Below are 13,658 nucleotides of genomic sequence, written 5' to 3'. Positions count from 1 at the left end.
ATGTCCAACACCAACAATATCGTCATCCTCGTGGCGCGCATCCTGCTCGCCTTCATGTTCATCTTCGCCGGCTTCGGCAAGCTGACCGATCCGGCAGGCACCGCCGGCATGATCGCCGGCGCCGGCATGCCCTACGCAACGCTTCTCACCTATCTCGCCGGCACCTTCGAATTCGTGACGGGTGTTTGCGTTCTCATCGGCTTCCAGGTCCGCATCGTCGGCTGGCTGCTCGCCGCCTTCTGCGTGTTCACCGGTGTTATCTTCCACCTGCCGACCGTCAACGTTCCGGACTTTCCGGCTGCCGCCAACGGCTGGATCAACGGCCTGAACTTCGTCAACTTCCTGAAGAACGTCACGCTCGCCGGCGCCTACATCATGCTCGCCACCAACGGCGCAGGTGTCTATTCGCTCGACGCACGCCGCGGTGCTTACGCCACCGCTTGATTGCAGCGCATCTCCCAGGACTAAAAAAGCCCGCCGGATCGCTCCGGCGGGCTTTTTTCATGCGTGAATATCCAAAAAATCAGAGCGCGGCACGCACCGCCGCGACGATGCGCTGAACCATGGGGTTGCCCTCGTGGCTTTGCTTGCGGGCGCGAACGAGGCACGCCTCCGAGCGCAGGATGACGCCATCAGACAGAACCTTGAGATGGTTCGCCCTCAGCGTCGAGCCGGTGGAGGTAATGTCGACGATGATATCGGCGGAGCCGGCGGCCGGCGCACCCTCGGTAGCGCCGAGGCTTTCGACGATGCGATAGAGCTGGATGCCGTGCTGGCTGGAGAAGAACTGCTGCGTCAGCCGCCAATATTTGGTGGCGACCGTCAACCTGCGGCCATGACGGGCGCGGAAATCGGCGGCGACATCGCCGAGATCGGCCATGGTGTCGACATCGAGCCAGATGTCAGGCACGGCGACCACGACATCGGCATGGCCGAAGCCGAGGCGGGCTGAGAATTCGACGCGGCGATCCGCCTCCGCCATGCCCTCACGCACGAGGTCCTCGCCGGTGACGCCGAAATCAACGCTGCCATTGCCGAGTTCACGCGAGATTTCCGAGGCAGACAGGAAGGCGATCTCGACATCCTCCCAACCCTCGACGCGCCCGCGATAGGAGCGGTCATTGCCGACGGCGACAATGGGCATGCCGGCGCGTTCGAAGATCGCCGAGCAATCGTCCTTCATCCGGCCCTTGGAGGGAAGCGCAATGGTGATCGTCATCAGGCTGCCCTCGCGGTTTCGATGCGGTCGAGCCAGAGCGCGAAGCCGACGGCCGGGATATGATCCCTAGCACCGAGCAGGGTCAGCAAACGGTCGAAGCGGCCGCCGCCGGCGAGCACCGCCGTCGATCCCTCCACCGTCGCCTCGAAGACGAGGCCGGTATAATAGTCGAGCGGGCGGCCGAAGGCGGCGCGATATTCGATCATCGATGTATCCACGCCGGCATTGGCGAGCGCCGCGACACGGGCATCGAAACCTTCCAGCGCCGCGCCCAGCTTCAGGCCAGCCGCGTCGGCAAAGCCGGCCAGCGCTGCAGACGCGTCCGCCAGCGGCAGGCTCAACGACAGAAACTCTTCCAGCACGCCGAAGGCGGCATTATCGAGACGGGTTTCCGACAGAACCAGCTTCTCGCGAAGACGGCGAGCGATCTCCTGTGGCGAGCGGCTGGCATTGGTGGAATAGCCGGTCGCCTGCATGGTGTTGTCGATATGAATGACCAGCCCCTGCTCGTCGCCGCGATTGAGGAAATCGAGGGCATGCGGATCGAGCCCGGTGACCGGATGCGGGCTTGCCAGACGCGCCAGCAGGGTTTCGAGCTGCATCATGTTGCCGAAGGCATGGATCAGCCGCTTCTGCCAGCCGGAGGGCAGACCGAGCGCCTGGACGACCGCCTCGAACACGGCCTGGTCGCCCAGCGTCACCGACAATGCCTTGCCGGGGACCAGGCGGTTGAGGATGGCGATGGCATCGCCGATGGCGCGCGCATCGGCGCTTGCCGTATCGCGGTCGCCGAGATCTTCGATGCCAGCCTGATAGAATTCATGGCCGCCCTCGCGGCGCTGGCGAAAGATTTCACCCAGATAGGAATAGCGCTTCGGCGTGCCGGTCGCGGTTTCGATGTGACGCAGGCACACGGGAATGGTGAATTCCGGACGCAGGCAAAGGCTGGCGCCGGTCTCGCTTTCGGTCATGAAGATGCGGCGGCGAAGATCTTCGCCCGCCATGTCGAGAAACGGCTCGGCCGGCTGGATGATGGGCGTGTCGACCCGCTCCGTCCGGCGGCCGGTAAATTCGGCAAGGAGGTCACCGGCAAAATCCGGAAGGTTGATCAGGGCCATCAGCCCGCCCTCTTCCTGTCTTCCGCCTGTGCCGCCAGTATTTCCTGTACCTTGGCGACCAATTCTGCCTCCGGCACAGTATCCTGCGCGACGCGGGCTTCGCGCCAGCTGGCATTGTCCTCGATTTCGCCGGAGAGGCGCTTGCCCTCGATCAGGTCTTTGAGCTGGACGACGCCCTGGGCGCGCTCATCGCCGCCCTGGATGATGGCGATCGGGCAGCCGCGGCGGTCGGCATATTTCAGCTGATTGCCGAACTTCTTCCAGTTGCCCTGGAACATCTCGGCGCGGATGCCGGCGGCACGCAGCTGCTGCGTAAAGCGCTGATAGCGGCCCATGGCCTCGACATCGCCGTCCATGACGGTGACGAGGACCGGAGCGATCACCTCGTCCTGGCCGAGCTTACCTAGGTTCTTCAGGGCCGTCATCAGACGGGAGACGCCGATGGAGAAGCCCGTGGCCGGCACCGGCTGGCCCATGAAGCGCGAGACGAGCCCGTCATAACGGCCGCCGCCGCCGACCGAGCCGAAGACGACCTTTTCGCCCTTCTCGTTGGTGACATCGAACAGCAGCTCGGCCTCATAGACCGGGCCGGTGTAATATTCGAGGCCGCGCACGACGGAGGGGTCGATCTTGATACGATCAGCCTGATAGCCGGCGCTGGTGACGAGGCTGCCGATGAAATTCAACTCCTCGACGCCCTCGCCGCCATTCGAGGTGCCGGCGACCAGCTCGGCGAGCTGGACGGCGCTTTCGGCATAATCCTTGATGCCGACAAAGAAGAGCACCTTGTCGATCTGCTCGACATCGAGCCCGGCGCCCTTGGTGAAATCGCCGGATTCGTCCTTGCGGCCGGGTCCGAGCAGCAGTGCCACGCCTTCGGGACCGAACTTGTCGAGCTTGTCGATGGCGCGCAATACGTTCAACCGCTGGCCGGCCTTGTCGTCGCCGCCAAGGCCGATCGCTTCCAACACGCCATCCAGAACCTTGCGGTTGTTGACGCGGATCACATAGTCGCCGCGCTTGATGCCGAGGGCTTCCAGCGTATCGGCCATCATCATGCACATTTCGGCATCGGCCTGTACGCCCGGCGCGCCGACGGTGTCGGCATCGAACTGCATGAACTGGCGGAAGCGGCCCGGGCCTGGCTTCTCATTGCGGAAGACATAGCCGGCGCGATAGGTGCGATAGGGAAGCTGGATCTCGTTGAAGTTCTCCGCGACATGACGAGCGAGAGGCGCCGTCAGGTCGTAGCGCAGCGACATCCATTGCTCGTCATCGTCCTGGAGCGAGAACACGCCTTCGTTGGGCCGGTCGCTGTCGGGCAGGAACTTGCCGAGCGCATCGGTATATTCGAACAGGGGCGTCTCGACGGGATCGAAACCATAATGCTCGTATACGCTACGGATCTTTGCGGTCATCTCGTTGACGGCGCGGATATCGCTTGCCGAACGATCGACAAAGCCGCGCGGCAGGCGGGCCTTGAGCTTCTGTGGTTTCTTCTGCTTGTCGCTCATCTGTAGGGTAATCCGGTACGGGAACAGTGGCGGTTAACTAGCGGATTGGGCGGAATGCGGCAAGGATTGTTATATGTTAGCGGTCGACAAAACCGACAAAAGCCGGACAGCGAGACAGAGACGCCATGCCATACGCGATCGTTCTGAAATGTTCGAATGCCACCGCCGCTCCTGTCTTGGATCTCTGGCGAGAGGCCAGCGGGTTCGAAACCATTCCGTCAATGGCGCGTCTGGACTATCCTCCGCATCTGACCTTCGCCATCTACGAAGATGTTTTGCAGGCGGATATCTTCGCGGTGGCTGAAAGAGTGTTCGGCAATATGTCGGCCATATCGATTGAATTTGCGGATATCGGCCATTTTCTCAACGAGATGCTGGTTCTATGGGCGCGTCCCGCCGACGATCGAGTTCTGAGGCAAATGCATCGCGCTATCAATGACGACATCGATCCCGCTCTCTGCTACGAGCACTATCGCCCGGACCATTGGCAGCCGCATTGCACCATCGCCATGAGCATTCCGGCTGCTTCGGCGGAGCAAGCACTGGAATGGGCGGCGAGAAAACGTTCGGGATTCACCGTGACCTTCGATGCCGTCGATTGCATCAGTTTTCCTCCGGTCGAAATCATTAAGCAGGTCGAACTGCTGCCCTGACCGCCACACAATGTCGCGCCGCTGCAATTTGCACTTGCCTTCGAAGCACGCGCAGCTAGGTTCTTGCTCATGCGCTTCTTCGCGATCCTGACGATGCTGATTGCCTGGCTGTTCTACGGTGCCATGCCGGCGCTGGCGAACTGTCCTATCTGCGATTCCGTGATGGCGATGCCGGCTGCATCCGCGATGAGCATGCACGGCGATATGCCTGGCATGGCAGGTCATGGCGACATGGCTCAGCACGAGGACAGGAAGCCGGAAAATCCTTGTGCCGGCGGCATGGCGCATGTGCCGTCCTGCGCGGCCTGCCTGGCCGTGACGCCAGTGCTTGCGGCTGCCGACAGCAGGCAGGATGCATTCTCCTATCCGGTGCCGGCACCCGGCCAACGTCTTGCCGGCTCACGCCCGGAGCCGACGGCGCCGCCGCCCCGTTTCGCCTGACGACCCTCTGTTTTCATCGCAAGAGCGGGTTCTCCGCTCACATTCAGATATCGTCCAGAAATGGAAAGGACGCCTATGTCTATGTCAAGAACCCTTATCCTCGCCGGCGCTTTCGCCTTTGCCTTTACCCTTCCCGCCCTTGCCGACGACATGTCGGGCATGGACATGAGCAAGCCGATGGGCGACCAGGGCGCCTCCAGCAAGGCTTTCAATAATGCCATGGGCAAGATGCACAAGGACATGATGATCACCTATAGCGGCGATGCCGACGCGGATTTCGTCCGCGGCATGATCCCGCACCATCAAGGCGCGATCGACATGGCCAAGGTGGAGTTGAAATACGGCAAGGATCCCGAACTGCGCAAACTGGCGGAGGCCGTCGTCACCGCGCAGGAAGCCGAGATCAAGGAGATGAAGGCCTGGCTGAAGAAACACGGCAAGTAATTTCGCGAGAACGGGAGGCGGCACGCGAGCGCCGCCTCCCTTGCCGTCATTCAGGCTGTTGAGAGGGTGGGCGGTAGAATACCTTGTCCAGCCAGCCCGAAACGGCGCGGATGCGGGCGAGTTGGCGAAACTCCGCATGGATCAGCAGCCACACCTCACGCACCGGCAGGCTTCCGTCCTCGCTGTCGACGCGGCAGAGACCGTCGGCATCCTCGGCCAAGACTCTTGGCAGGAGCGCGCGCCCCAGCCCAGCAATCGCGGCCTGGAGCAGGGATTCCGCATCATTGATCGCAAGAGCGCCGGCGCGGCCGGACTTCTCCGCTTGGGTTGCGATCCAGCGGGCGTGCGGCAGATGCGCCATCGCCTCTTCATAAACAATCCAGGGCAAGCTTTCCGCCTGATCCCGCTGCCCTTCCGCCACATAGACGGCATAGTCCAGCGTCGCGATGCGTCGCGCCACGACCTTGCTGTTCGCCATATCGGCCGGCCTTGCAAGCCGCAGCGCCATGTCTGCCTCGCGCCGGGTCAGGTTGAAGTTGCGGGCATCGCCGATGAGCTCGAATTGCAGGCCAGGATGTTGCGACAGGAGACCGGGTACCGCCGGGATCAGCAGGCGATTGATGAAGGATGGCGGCGCCGTCAGGCGCACCCTGCCGAGTGCCATGGGGTCGGCGGCCTCCAAGGCCCCTGACAGCGCTATGACTTCCGCCTCGATCGCTTCGGCCCGCGCCACAGCAATTTCGCCCGTCGGCGTCGGCAACATCATGCCGCCTGCATCGCGCTGGAACAGGGCCGCGCCGAGATGCCGTTCCACTATTCTCAGGCGTCGGCCAACGGTCGTCGCATCGGTGCCGAGTTCCCTTCCGGCCGCGGCGAAGGAGCGGCCGCGGGCCAGAGCAAGGACATAGCGCAGGTCATTCCAATCGATATCGTGCAATTTTGCAGCCCCTTACCGCAAACTCACCGCATGCAATCGCATTATTGCAGTCATAGGCTGGGAAGATCCAGCCAAGGAGGCCATAATGAAACTATTCGCGGTTTTGTTCGAAGACGAACGGCAAGATGCCGCCGCCATTCGCAAGGAATATCTGGGGCGCCACTTCACCTTTCTGGAGGAGAACGCAGCCTCCATCAAGACGGCGGGACCGCTCAACCGGGAAGACGACACTTTTGCCGGCGGGCTATGGCTCGTCGAAGCTGAGAGTTCCGATGATGTCGACCGACTGGTGAAGAAAGATCCCTTCTGGTCAGCCGGGCTCAGAAAATCGGTGCAGATCCTGGCGTGGAACCGGGTGTTTGCAGACGGCAGGCGTCTCTAGGATCGACCATTGCTATAGCTTCGGCGAGGTTCCGGCCGCCTTCGATCATCTCGATCGCGGTGCCTTCGGCAAGATCGTCATCGAGTTGTGATGACATGCGAGCCGCCGTCCCTCAGACGGCGGCTCGGTCTCGGCATAAATCAAGCCTTCGGTTCGAAGGGCTGGGGCACGCGCAAGGCGCCCTGGCGGACCAGCATCCAGCCGGGATATTCAGGCGCAAGCGCGCTGACCTGGTCGAGCTTGGCGATATCGTCGGCATCAAGCTGAAGCTTGACGGCGGCGAGATTCTGATCGAGCTGATCGAGACGCTTGGCGCCGATGATAATGCTGGTGACGAAAGGCTTCGCCAGGATCCAGGCAAGCGCCACGGTGGCGACGCTTGCGCCATGTTTGTCGGCCACTTCGCGCATGGCAGCGACGCAGGCCCAGGCACGGTCCTTGTCAACGGGCGGGAAGTCGAAGCTCGCCCGTCGTCCCTCGCCATTGCCCGGGGCTCCCGGGCCATACTTACCGGATAGCAGGCCGCCCGCGAGTGGCGACCAGACCATGAGGCCGAGCTTTTCCTCGGCCATCAGCGGCACGACTTCACGCTCCAGATCGCGGCCGGCGATGGAATAATAGGCCTGAACCGTCTCGAACCGGGCAAAGCCGCGGCGTTCGGACAGGCCGAGCGCCTTGGCGATGCGCCAGGCCTGCCAGTTGGAAACGCCGACATAGCGGACGAGACCGCGCGAGACGAGATCGTCCATCGCCCGCAGCGTCTCCTCGATCGGCGTCACTGTGTCCGTCGCATGGATCTGGTAGAGATCGATGTGATCCGTCTGCAGGCGGTCGAGGCTTGCCTGCACAGAGTCCATGATATGGCCGCGCGATGCGCCGCGATCATTCGGCTTGTCGCCCATGACGCCACAGACCTTGGTGGCGATGACGACATCCTTGCGGGGAACACCGAGGTTCTTCAGGGATTGGCCGAGCAGCTTTTCGGAATTGCCGAGCGAATAGACGTCGGCGGTATCGATGAAATTGATGCCGGCGGCGAGCGAGCTTTCGACGATCTTGTCGGCCAGCGCCTGGTCGACGTCGGCGATCGAGCCCCAGGTGCTGTTGGGATTGGCTTCGCCGAAGGTCATCGTGCCCAAGCAAAGCTCGGAGACGAACAGGCCGGTATTACCGAGTTGATTGTAACGCATAGGAGAAAATTCCCTTGTGGTCAGCCGGAAGAGACTTCCAGTCTGTGAGTTCTTATCTCTTGGCTATAATTGGCCCCGGCATGGCAGCCGCTTGTCCGCGCCGCCGTGGAGAGGTCAGAAGACAGTCGTCGAAGCTCGGCTCTGGCGCCGTTGCAATCGAGACAACAACGACATAATGCACCGGAATTGGCTTTCAACGCGAGACCTCCGATCGATCACGATGCGGTTACCATTGCTCGCTCTTGCTTCCAGTCCGGCGCAGGATAGACTCCAACCTTCATCCCCTGCGCAGAACGGAAATACCGATGACGCAACGCCCGCTGACCACGATCGGCTTCGATGCCGATGACACGCTCTGGCAGAACGAACAATTCTACCGGCTGACGGAACAGCAGTTCATCGATCTGCTCTCCGACCATGCCGACAGCGACCGTGTTTCGGCGCGGCTGCTGGAGGCGGAGAAGCGCAATCTGCGCCACTACGGCTTCGGCATCAAAGGCTTCACGCTCTCGATGATCGAGACGGCGATCGAGATCACGGAGGGCCAGGTGCCGGCGACCGTCATCGCCGAGATCCTCGATATCGGCCGGGATCTTCTCGCCCATCCCGTCGAAACGCTGCCGCATGTCCGCCAGACGCTGGAAGCGCTGTCCGGCAACTATCTGCTGGTGCTGATCACCAAGGGCGACCTCTTCGATCAGGAGCGCAAGCTCGCCCAGTCCGGCTTGGGCGATCTTTTCGATGCGGTCGAGATCGTCTCGGACAAGAACGCCTCCACCTATCGCCGCATCTTTTCCAAGGTGGGCGACGGACCGGAGCGGGCGATGATGATCGGCAATTCGCTGAAATCCGACATCGTGCCGGCGCTTGCCGCCGGCAGCTACGGGGTCTTCGTGCCGCACGAACTCACCTGGGCCTTCGAACATGTCGAGGAGCCCACGGAAGCCCCGCGTTTCCGCAAGATCGGTCATCTCGGAGAATTGGCAAGCGTAATCGAAGGGCTGTCCTGAGCCCTACTGCCCCTGCTTGGAACGCGGCGGGAAAAGCATCGGTCCCTGATCCTTCCGCTGATCGGCGGGCGGTTGCTGCGCGGCCGGCGGATTGGGATCGATGAGGATTTCATAGGGCGCGCCGAGACCGCGACGACGCGTGACGCGAGAATAATAGGGCTTGATCAGCCAGGTGGTATCCTCGTTGACTGTGACATCAGCGGTGTTGCCGTCCTCGTCCGTGCCGAAGAAGGATTCGTCATCGTTCGAGGACAGATCGAAAATCGCCATATAGGTGTATGGGCTCTTCGAACTGAAGGTGATCCGCACATGCTGGCCCTTCTTGAGCGCCAGCATGTAGACCTTGCCCTTGCCGAACTTCGTCCAGCCCGTCAATTTCTCGAGCACGGCAGGCAGGCCGATCTTCTCGATCGTCTCTCCCCGATCGAGCTGCGGCAGTTGCAACTGCTGCTGCGTATCCTCCGCATAGACGACCCGGCCGTCAAGGAGCGCGAAGACGGACAGCGAAAGACCAACGGCCAGACCTTTCATGGCCGCACCAATGCGCGGCGCATCGCCTCCACCTCTTTCCGGCAAAAGCAACCCTCTATGTGATCGTTGACGAGGCCCATGGCCTGCATGAAAGCGTAAACTGTCGTTGGGCCGACGAAAGTCCAGCCGCGCTTCTTCAGATCCTTCGAAATCCGCACGGAAGCAGGTGTCGTCGGGTTGGCGCGAAGGTGCGCAAAGTCGAAGACATCGGGGCGCTCCGCAGTGCCGGGCTCATGGCTCCAGAAATAGCGGGCGAGCGATCCGAATTCCCCGCGCAGCTCAATGGCGCGGCGGGCATTGTTGATGGTGGAGACGATCTTGCCGCGATGGCGGATGATGCCCGCGTCACCAAGGCAGCGTTCGATATCTGCCTCTTCGAACCGGGCAACCTTCTCGAAATCGAAACCGGCAAAAGCGGCACGAAAGTTCTCGCGCTTGCGCAGGATCGTCAGCCAGGAGAGGCCGGATTGAAAGCCCTCCAGGCAGATCTTCTCGAACAGCCTGATGTCGTTTACGACCGGGCGCCCCCATTCCTCGTCGTGATAGCGCAGATATTCCGGCAGATTGCCGTGCCAGAAGCAGCGGTCCTTGCCGTCCTCGCCGGTGATGATGCCCGTTTCGGTCATTTTTGCGATTCGTCTCCCAATTCAGCGGGCACCACCGGAAACCGGTAAGCAACTATCGGATAAAATCAGATCAATCAAACGCTTAAAATCATAGACGCATTTCGGCGATCGCGCATTCCGATTCCAGATTTACCACTTGCAAACCATATTTCCAAACCAGGCGGTAACCCTGACAAAGCTTTATCGGCTTTCCGGCATTTTGATGAATAGATGTTTACCATTCGCTCGCGCGCAGGTGGCACCATAGTCGTGACCGGGCGCTGTCGCGCCCATCCTCGGCCCATGTGTAGAGAGTTTGTCCGATGATGAAACACGCCATTCTATGTGCTGCCGGCGCCTTGAGCCTGGTTGCCTCAACCGCCCTCGCAGACGATCGCTACCAGTCGCGCCCGCCTGTGATCGTCAGTCCCGATCTGACCGCTCCCTGGGTGATGCAGCTCGGCGGCAACGGCGTCCAGCCGGTCGTCTACCCAGTTCGACCGATGGCGCGGCGTGCCGCCGAACAGCAGGTCAATCCGCAGGTTCGCCAGGTCGTGCAGCCGCGTGGGCTGTTCTCGCGTCCCGTCGTGCAACAGGTCGCCATGGCCCGCCCGCAATATCCGGCAATCCGCGGCCAGATCGATCCGCAATTCCTGCCGCAGGTCGTCGATTACCAGACCAAGGAAAAGCCCGGCAGCATCGTCATCGACACCAACAACCGCTTCCTTTACCTGGTGATGGAAGACGGCAAGGCACGGCGCTATGGCGTCGGCGTCGGCAAGCCCGGCTTCGAATGGGCCGGCGCCCACACCGTCACCCGCAAGCAGGAATGGCCGGACTGGAACCCGCCGTCCGAAATGGTGGCACGGGAAGCTGCAAAGGGGCACTATCTGCCGGCACACATGGAAGGCGGCGAAGGCAATCCGCTCGGCGCGCGCGCCATGTATCTCGGCTCAACCCTTTATCGCATCCACGGCACCAACGCGCCCTGGACGATCGGCAACGCCGTCTCGTCAGGCTGCATCCGTCTGCGAAACGAGGATGTCATCGACCTCTATAACCGGGTGAAGGTCGGAACCCGCGTTATCGTAATGTGATCTGCAGATCACTCTGGGGAATGCGCGGCGATCTCGCTCCCGATCGAAGGAGCCTCGGGGTTCGCCGCGCCAGCGTTATCCTCCCACACACTACAGCCCCGACTATAGCCGACCGGACGACAGAAGAGATGGCGCTCCTTTGAGGCCAATCTTTGCATCGGACATTTTGATCTTGATCCCCTCGCAGGTTTCGGTAGTTTCTTGCTGAATTCAGCGAGGGGAATGACATATGAAACCAGCACTATCCGTCGTGGCGGCAGGCGTCGTTACGGCGTGTCTTCTTGCGGCATCGAACGCCGCGGCTTTCAGCGCTTCCGCACCCTATGCGGCGCCGGCCACGCGCAGCGATGTGATCCGGGTGGCGATGGAGCCGCGGGGCCAGGTCAAGCCACAGTTCCAGCGGCGGTTGGTCAGGCTGGCGACCAACGAGCAGCCGGGCACCATTATCATCGATACCAACAACAAGTATCTCTATCTCGTCGAAGGCGACAACCGCGCGCGACGCTACGGCATCGGCGTTGGCCGCGACGGCTTCGGATGGTCGGGCGTCGTCAAGGTTGGCCGCAAGGCGGAATGGCCGGGCTGGACGCCGCCGCCGGAAATGCGTGTCCGCGAAGCCAAGAAGGGCCACAAGCTGCCAGCCTTCCAGGAAGGTGGCGAGGACAATCCGCTCGGCGCACGCGCCATGTATCTCTATCGCAACGGCAACGACACAGCCTTTCGCATCCACGGCACCAATCAGCCCTGGAGCATCGGCCTGAACATGTCCTCCGGCTGCATCCGCATGATGAACAAGGATGTGACGGATCTCTACGATCGGGTGCCGATCGGCACCAAGGTCATCGTCGTCGGGCCCGGTAACAAGCAGGGCGAGGTCAGCTATCAGGATCGCGGTGTCGACGTGCTGAGGACGATCTTCGGCGGCTGACCGGCTGATCCCGTTCGCGACTCACACTCAAGCCTGAATCACGAGCGCCCTGAGCCATGGACAGGCTCAGGGCGCTCGTGTCGCCTTGGAACACGGCTCCGTTTCTGTTTCGTACCGGTACGGCGAAGCCCACTGTTGCGTTGTTGTTACATCCTCGAACTTATCGGGACTGACTGCCGGAAAATGGCCGCTTATATTCAGTTTCGTGTCAGTTTTCCCGCCTAAGCCACATCCAGTTACCAGTGTGTGCAATAGAACTGTCATGGAAGCGCGTTTAGATAGCATCAATTTGCCATCCGGGGATTTCATATGCATCGCGCATTTCGCATCAAGCAGCCGGCTGTCGCCGCGCTTGCGATTTCAGCATTCCTATTCGCCGCCAACTCTGCCTCGGCGGAAATGCAGTTTTCAGCTTATGGCGGCTTCCAGGGTGCCACCGGCAGCAATGTGAAGACATCGGACGGCGCCGATTTCGACCCCAACTGGTCGGGAAAATCCTTCAAGATGCCGCCCTATTTCGGCTTCCGCGGCATCTGGTGGCTTGACGAATTCGACAAGTCGAACTGGGGCGTGTCGCTCGACTACACCCATGCGAAGGTTTACGGCGATCTCGGCAATACGCCCGGCTGGTCACATTTCGAGTTCACCGACGGCCTGAACATGCTGACGCTGAACGCGCTCTATCGCTTCCAGGATCCGACCCGCAAGTGGACGCCCTATGTCGGCCTCGGCGCCGGCATCAACGTGCCGCATGTCGAAGTGACGCGCTCGTCCGGCCGCACCTTCGATTACGAATTCGGCGGCGCGTCGCTGCAGGCGCAGGCCGGTGTCAGCTACCAGTTCAGCAAGCGCTGGTCGACCTTCGTCGAATACAAGGGCAACTACAATTTCGTGGACAATGTCTCGATCGACAGCGGCGACACGCTGAAGACCAGGGTCTTCACCCACGCCCTCAACTTCGGTGTCTCGTTCAGCTTCTAGAAATATTTTGGCTGGGCTAGCGACGGATCCCCTAAACCGGTTCAGGCTTAGGGGATTTTGTGCTATGCAATAGAGCATGAGCTTTTCTTATTATCGGTGTGACTGGATCCATCCGGAAAGCGAGGAGCCGGTCGTCGTCTACTACGAGGTCGATGTCGCCGGCGACGTTCCGCGGCTGATCGACGTATTCGCTGACGGTCGCCGGCAATGCATGTCGGTTGCCGATTTTTCCGCGCGCGAGCACGACATGCGGCGCATCACCAGCCTGGTGGAAGGCTCGTTTTACGACGGCGTTGCGGATCTCGTAGACGGCATCTTCTTCGAGGAAGGGCAGGAGCGCATCAGCATGACGCAGATCGCTGCTGATAAATTCGAGATCGAATGGCAAACATACCGCCCGACCCCGCCGGACAAATTACATTAGAGCGCTTGCGCACTTCACGGAATCGCTTAACCGCTCTATGTTGTTTTACGCACTTTCGGACGGAAAACCGCTGCGCACTTTTCCTGGAGTTGCTCTAGGTGACCGCCTCATAAGATCGGAGCCAAATTCGAATTGAGGCTAGCTGGACGGATGCGAGGAAGTTGTCGTCGCGTTTGTCGTATCG

The 13,658-nt window shown here is 61.2% G+C and carries 17 protein-coding genes; 10 read left to right on the top strand and 7 right to left on the bottom strand.

Annotated elements, in window-relative coordinates:
• Complete coding sequence (locus FHT29_RS18505; protein ID WP_037200811.1) at positions 1 to 444, top strand: DoxX family protein; 444 nt, start codon at positions 1 to 3, stop codon at positions 442 to 444.
• A gap of 79 nt (positions 445 to 523) precedes the next feature.
• On the opposite strand, the gene hisG is transcribed toward FHT29_RS18505, so the two are convergent.
• The 3 genes from hisG to hisS are packed head-to-tail and all read right to left on the bottom strand — an operon-like array spanning position 524 to position 3,851.
• Positions 524 to 1,219, bottom strand: a complete 696-nt coding sequence (gene hisG, locus FHT29_RS18500; protein ID WP_037200809.1) for an ATP phosphoribosyltransferase — start codon at positions 1,217 to 1,219, stop codon at positions 524 to 526.
• A complete protein-coding gene (locus FHT29_RS18495; protein ID WP_037200806.1) occupies positions 1,219 to 2,337 on the bottom strand; it encodes an ATP phosphoribosyltransferase regulatory subunit in 1,119 nt (372 codons plus the stop codon). Before FHT29_RS18495 ends, hisG begins: the two co-directional genes overlap by 1 nt.
• On the bottom strand, positions 2,337 to 3,851 hold the full coding sequence (gene hisS / locus FHT29_RS18490) for a histidine--tRNA ligase (RefSeq protein WP_047560803.1): 1,515 nt from the start codon (positions 3,849 to 3,851) through the stop codon (positions 2,337 to 2,339). The genes FHT29_RS18495 and hisS overlap by 1 nt, the downstream gene beginning before the upstream one ends.
• A gap of 125 nt (positions 3,852 to 3,976) precedes the next feature.
• Here hisS and FHT29_RS18485 point away from each other — a divergent pair, with 125 nt between their 5' ends.
• From FHT29_RS18485 to FHT29_RS18475, 3 genes are all read left to right on the top strand, one after another.
• Entirely contained in the window at positions 3,977 to 4,504 is a 528-nt protein-coding gene (locus FHT29_RS18485) for a 2'-5' RNA ligase family protein (RefSeq protein ID WP_047560800.1), read from the top strand.
• Between the two features lie 69 nt (positions 4,505 to 4,573).
• On the top strand, positions 4,574 to 4,945 hold the full coding sequence (locus tag FHT29_RS18480) for a hypothetical protein (protein ID WP_047560797.1): 372 nt from the start codon (positions 4,574 to 4,576) through the stop codon (positions 4,943 to 4,945).
• A gap of 75 nt (positions 4,946 to 5,020) precedes the next feature.
• Complete coding sequence (locus FHT29_RS18475; protein WP_047560794.1) at positions 5,021 to 5,389, top strand: DUF305 domain-containing protein; 369 nt, start codon at positions 5,021 to 5,023, stop codon at positions 5,387 to 5,389.
• A gap of 46 nt (positions 5,390 to 5,435) precedes the next feature.
• Here the strand turns inward: FHT29_RS18475 and FHT29_RS18470 are convergent, their stop codons facing one another.
• Positions 5,436 to 6,326, bottom strand: a complete 891-nt coding sequence (locus tag FHT29_RS18470; protein WP_246703054.1) for a LysR family transcriptional regulator — start codon at positions 6,324 to 6,326, stop codon at positions 5,436 to 5,438.
• 85 nt (positions 6,327 to 6,411) lie between these two features.
• On the opposite strand from FHT29_RS18470, the gene FHT29_RS18465 reads away from it, so the two are divergent.
• Complete coding sequence (locus tag FHT29_RS18465; RefSeq protein WP_047560790.1) at positions 6,412 to 6,708, top strand: YciI family protein; 297 nt, start codon at positions 6,412 to 6,414, stop codon at positions 6,706 to 6,708.
• A gap of 140 nt (positions 6,709 to 6,848) precedes the next feature.
• Here the strand turns inward: FHT29_RS18465 and FHT29_RS18460 are convergent, their stop codons facing one another.
• A complete protein-coding gene (locus FHT29_RS18460; protein ID WP_047560787.1) occupies positions 6,849 to 7,898 on the bottom strand; it encodes an aldo/keto reductase in 1,050 nt (349 codons plus the stop codon).
• A gap of 305 nt (positions 7,899 to 8,203) precedes the next feature.
• Between FHT29_RS18460 and FHT29_RS18455 the strand changes: the two genes are divergently transcribed.
• The gene (locus FHT29_RS18455; protein WP_047560784.1) at positions 8,204 to 8,908 is read left to right on the top strand and encodes an HAD family hydrolase; all 705 of its coding nucleotides are present in this window, start codon (positions 8,204 to 8,206) and stop codon (positions 8,906 to 8,908) included.
• A 3-nt stretch (positions 8,909 to 8,911) separates the two neighbouring features.
• On the opposite strand, the gene FHT29_RS18450 is transcribed toward FHT29_RS18455, so the two are convergent.
• Positions 8,912 to 9,439, bottom strand: coding sequence for a hypothetical protein (locus FHT29_RS18450; protein ID WP_047560781.1), 528 nt, complete (start codon positions 9,437 to 9,439; stop codon positions 8,912 to 8,914).
• The gene (locus tag FHT29_RS18445; protein ID WP_037200786.1) at positions 9,436 to 10,065 is read right to left on the bottom strand and encodes a DNA-3-methyladenine glycosylase I; all 630 of its coding nucleotides are present in this window, start codon (positions 10,063 to 10,065) and stop codon (positions 9,436 to 9,438) included. Before FHT29_RS18445 ends, FHT29_RS18450 begins: the two co-directional genes overlap by 4 nt.
• Before the next feature lie 302 nt (positions 10,066 to 10,367).
• Here FHT29_RS18445 and FHT29_RS18440 point away from each other — a divergent pair, with 302 nt between their 5' ends.
• The 4 genes from FHT29_RS18440 (at position 10,368) to FHT29_RS18425 (ending at position 13,474) form a co-directional block, all read left to right on the top strand.
• The gene (locus FHT29_RS18440; RefSeq protein WP_037200784.1) at positions 10,368 to 11,141 is read left to right on the top strand and encodes a L,D-transpeptidase; all 774 of its coding nucleotides are present in this window, start codon (positions 10,368 to 10,370) and stop codon (positions 11,139 to 11,141) included.
• A gap of 229 nt (positions 11,142 to 11,370) precedes the next feature.
• Positions 11,371 to 12,069 carry a L,D-transpeptidase gene (locus FHT29_RS18435; protein WP_047560778.1) on the top strand — a complete coding sequence of 233 codons (699 nt, stop codon included), beginning with the start codon at positions 11,371 to 11,373 and terminating at the stop codon, positions 12,067 to 12,069.
• A 309-nt stretch (positions 12,070 to 12,378) separates the two neighbouring features.
• The gene (locus FHT29_RS18430) at positions 12,379 to 13,050 is read left to right on the top strand and encodes a porin family protein (RefSeq protein WP_037200780.1); all 672 of its coding nucleotides are present in this window, start codon (positions 12,379 to 12,381) and stop codon (positions 13,048 to 13,050) included.
• A 76-nt stretch (positions 13,051 to 13,126) separates the two neighbouring features.
• Positions 13,127 to 13,474 carry a hypothetical protein gene (locus FHT29_RS18425; protein WP_037200779.1) on the top strand — a complete coding sequence of 116 codons (348 nt, stop codon included), beginning with the start codon at positions 13,127 to 13,129 and terminating at the stop codon, positions 13,472 to 13,474.
• Positions 13,475 to 13,658: the final 184 nt, after the last annotated feature.

This window comes from Rhizobium sp. SG741, from assembly GCF_012275435.1.
In the GTDB taxonomy this organism is placed as follows: domain Bacteria; phylum Pseudomonadota; class Alphaproteobacteria; order Rhizobiales; family Rhizobiaceae; genus Rhizobium; species Rhizobium lusitanum.
Note: the sequence above shows the minus strand (reverse complement) of the source record. Positions and strands in the feature narration are given on the sequence as shown.

Coding starts and splice junctions, on each gene's coding strand:
- FHT29_RS18460 (WP_047560787.1), bottom strand. CDS start 7,898: ATGCGTTACAATCAACTCGGTAATACCGGCCTGTTCGTCTCCGAGCTT.
- hisS (WP_047560803.1), bottom strand. CDS start 3,851: ATGAGCGACAAGCAGAAGAAACCACAGAAGCTCAAGGCCCGCCTGCCG.
- FHT29_RS18430 (WP_037200780.1), top strand. CDS start 12,379: ATGCATCGCGCATTTCGCATCAAGCAGCCGGCTGTCGCCGCGCTTGCG.
- FHT29_RS18435 (WP_047560778.1), top strand. CDS start 11,371: ATGAAACCAGCACTATCCGTCGTGGCGGCAGGCGTCGTTACGGCGTGT.
- hisG (WP_037200809.1), bottom strand. CDS start 1,219: ATGACGATCACCATTGCGCTTCCCTCCAAGGGCCGGATGAAGGACGAT.
- FHT29_RS18450 (WP_047560781.1), bottom strand. CDS start 9,439: ATGAAAGGTCTGGCCGTTGGTCTTTCGCTGTCCGTCTTCGCGCTCCTT.
- FHT29_RS18475 (WP_047560794.1), top strand. CDS start 5,021: ATGTCTATGTCAAGAACCCTTATCCTCGCCGGCGCTTTCGCCTTTGCC.
- FHT29_RS18495 (WP_037200806.1), bottom strand. CDS start 2,337: ATGGCCCTGATCAACCTTCCGGATTTTGCCGGTGACCTCCTTGCCGAA.
- FHT29_RS18485 (WP_047560800.1), top strand. CDS start 3,977: ATGCCATACGCGATCGTTCTGAAATGTTCGAATGCCACCGCCGCTCCT.
- FHT29_RS18425 (WP_037200779.1), top strand. CDS start 13,127: ATGAGCTTTTCTTATTATCGGTGTGACTGGATCCATCCGGAAAGCGAG.
- FHT29_RS18455 (WP_047560784.1), top strand. CDS start 8,204: ATGACGCAACGCCCGCTGACCACGATCGGCTTCGATGCCGATGACACG.
- FHT29_RS18505 (WP_037200811.1), top strand. CDS start 1: ATGTCCAACACCAACAATATCGTCATCCTCGTGGCGCGCATCCTGCTC.
- FHT29_RS18445 (WP_037200786.1), bottom strand. CDS start 10,065: ATGACCGAAACGGGCATCATCACCGGCGAGGACGGCAAGGACCGCTGC.
- FHT29_RS18465 (WP_047560790.1), top strand. CDS start 6,412: ATGAAACTATTCGCGGTTTTGTTCGAAGACGAACGGCAAGATGCCGCC.
- FHT29_RS18480 (WP_047560797.1), top strand. CDS start 4,574: ATGCGCTTCTTCGCGATCCTGACGATGCTGATTGCCTGGCTGTTCTAC.
- FHT29_RS18440 (WP_037200784.1), top strand. CDS start 10,368: ATGATGAAACACGCCATTCTATGTGCTGCCGGCGCCTTGAGCCTGGTT.